Source organism: Microbacterium sp. zg.Y909 (genome assembly GCF_024626565.1).
Genome location: NZ_JANJFJ010000538.1, coordinates 1 through 2296, shown reverse-complemented (window position 1 = coordinate 2296; position 2296 = coordinate 1). Strand labels below are relative to the sequence as shown.

The following is a 2296-nucleotide window of genomic DNA, read 5'->3' as shown; positions in this document are numbered from 1 at the left end:
GGCACGCCGAGCCCGTCGCGATACTGCTGCAGCAGGCGCTTGACGCCCAGCCGCATGTCGAACGACGTCGGTCCGTCAGGACTCGTCGCCTCCCAGGGCCGCAGCCAGGCGCGGTTCTCCATCAGCTCGTTCTGCAGCGTCCGCGCATCACGCGGGCGCACGATCCGGATCGAGATGGGACCGTGTTCGCGGGGCGAAAGTTCCACGCATCCCCCTCGGCGCGGCGTCAGAGGTTGGCCGCGAAGTCCTTGAGCCAGGGACGCAGCTCCGGACCGAGGTCGTCCCGGTCGCTCGCCAGCTGCACGATGGCCTTGATGTAGTCCACCCTATCGCCGGTGTCGTACCGGCGACCGCGGAACACGACACCGCGCACGCCGGGACCCTCGGGGGCCGTAGCGAGCTCCTGCAGCGCGTCGGTCAGCTGAATCTCTCCGCCCTTGCCCGGCTCGGTGTGCTCGAGGATGGCAAAGACGCTCGGGGCCAGCACATAGCGGCCGATCACGGCGTAGTTCGACGGGGCCTCCTCGGCCTTCGGCTTCTCAACGAGGCCGGTCACCCGCACGATGTCGTCGTCATCGGTCGGCTCGATCGCCGCGACGCCGTACATGTGCACCTGCGACGGCTCCACCTCCATGAGCGCCACGATGGCGGCGCCGGTGCGCTCGTGCTCCTCCATCATGCGGGTGAGAAGCGGATCACGCTCGTCGATGAGGTCGTCGCCGAGCAGCACCGCGAAGGGGTGATCCCCGACGTGGCGACGCGCGCGCAGCACGGCGTGGCCTAGTCCCTTGGGGTCACCCTGGCGCACCATGTGGATGTCCGCCAGGTCGGTGGACTGCTCCACCTTCTTCAGCTTCTCGTGGTCGCCCTTCGCGCGCAGACGCTCTTCGAGCTCCGGCATCTGATCGAAGTGGTTGGCGATGTTGTTCTTGTTGCGGCCGATGATGATGAGCACATCCTGGATGCCGGCCTGCGTCGCCTCTTCCACGACGTACTGGATCGCGGGCTTGTCCACCACGGGCAGCATCTCTTTGGGCATGGCCTTGGTGGCGGGCAGGAACCGGGTACCGAGTCCGGCCGCGGGAATGACGGCTTTGAAGGGCAGTGGCATGCCGTCAGTGTATCGGTGGCGTCCAATGCGCCGGGACATGCCCTGGTGCGACCTAGAATCGAGTCCATGTCCGACGGCATAGATGACGCCAAGCGTGCACTGCGCGCCGAGCTGCGCGAGCGCCGGCAGCAGCTGAGCGATCAGGCTCGCGAAACGGCAGAAGACGGCGTGCGTGCGCAGCTCGATGCTCTCGTGGACCGCACCGGCGCACGCTCGGTGTCGTGCTTCCTTTCCACGCCCACCGAACCGGGCACCCGGTCGTTCGTCAACGCGGCCGTGGAGCGCGGCATCCGGGTGCTGCTTCCCGTCACCCGCACCGATGGACTGCTGGACTGGGCTGTCGCCACGCCCGACGGCGACGTCACCCACGGACTGTTCGGACTGCCCGAGCCCGTCGGCGAGCTGCTCGGCCCCATCGCCGTGGGCGACGTCGACCTGCTCATCATCCCCGCCGCCGCCGTCGACCGTTCCGGCATGCGCCTGGGCTGGGGTCGCGGATACTTCGACAAGACGATCGGCTCGATGGAACGCTGCCCGCCGGTGTACGCCGTGGTCTTCGACGCGGAGCTGCTCGACGAGGTGCCCCGCGACGTTCACGACCAGCCCGTAACCGGCGTCGTCACCCCCACCCAGACCGTCGTGCTCGCGCACGACCGCCACTGATCCCCCCGAGGAAGAACACCATGCCTACCTACGCGTATGCCTGCAAGCAGTGCAGCCACCGCTTCGATGCCGTCCAGTCCTTCACCGATCCTTCACTGACCGAGTGCCCCGAGTGCGGCGGCGTGCTGCGCAAGGAGTACGGCCAGATCGGGGTCACCTTCAACGGCTCCGGCTTCTACCGCACCGACTCTCGGGCCGCCGCAGGCGGCTCCGGCGGCGGCAACGGCGGCGGCAAGAGCGGCGGCAAGAGCGAGCCCAAGAAGGATGCCGCTGCCAGCTCCTCGTCTACCGCATCGACCTCTTCTTCGTCATCATCGTCTTCAGGGGCATCCGCCTCCCCCGCCGCGGCGGGTTCCTGACCGGCGTGGCCGGCGAGACGAAGGGAGTCCTCGTGATCAAGGGCTTCAAAGATTTCATCATGCGCGGCAATGTCATCGATCTGGCCGTCGCGGTCGTCATCGGCGGCGCGTTCACCGCCCTGGTGAACGCAGTCGTCAGCACCATCATCACGCCGATCGTCGC

4 protein-coding genes and 1 pseudogene are annotated in these 2296 nt (G+C 67.8%); 3 read left to right on the top strand and 2 right to left on the bottom strand.

Annotation, left to right across the window (positions count from 1 at the left end; all coding sequences use genetic code 11):
• Together NQ160_RS22525 and galU are read right to left on the bottom strand one after the other, a co-directional pair.
• Positions 1 to 206, bottom strand: a pseudogene (locus NQ160_RS22525) (GNAT family N-acetyltransferase); the annotation flags it as partial.
• 20 nt (positions 207 to 226) lie between these two features.
• Entirely contained in the window at positions 227 to 1111 is an 885-nt protein-coding gene (galU, locus tag NQ160_RS22520; RefSeq protein WP_257517259.1) for a UTP--glucose-1-phosphate uridylyltransferase GalU, read from the bottom strand.
• A gap of 66 nt (positions 1112 to 1177) precedes the next feature.
• Between galU and NQ160_RS22515 the strand changes: the two genes are divergently transcribed.
• The 3 genes from NQ160_RS22515 to NQ160_RS22505 all read left to right on the top strand — a co-directional run.
• Positions 1178 to 1774, top strand: a complete 597-nt coding sequence (locus tag NQ160_RS22515; RefSeq protein ID WP_257517258.1) for a 5-formyltetrahydrofolate cyclo-ligase — start codon at positions 1178 to 1180, stop codon at positions 1772 to 1774.
• A gap of 20 nt (positions 1775 to 1794) precedes the next feature.
• Positions 1795 to 2133, top strand: a complete 339-nt coding sequence (locus tag NQ160_RS22510; RefSeq protein ID WP_257517257.1) for an FmdB family zinc ribbon protein — start codon at positions 1795 to 1797, stop codon at positions 2131 to 2133.
• A 32-nt stretch (positions 2134 to 2165) separates the two neighbouring features.
• A partial coding sequence (locus NQ160_RS22505; RefSeq protein WP_257517260.1) for a large conductance mechanosensitive channel protein MscL occupies positions 2166 to 2296 on the top strand: 131 nt, incomplete at its 3' end.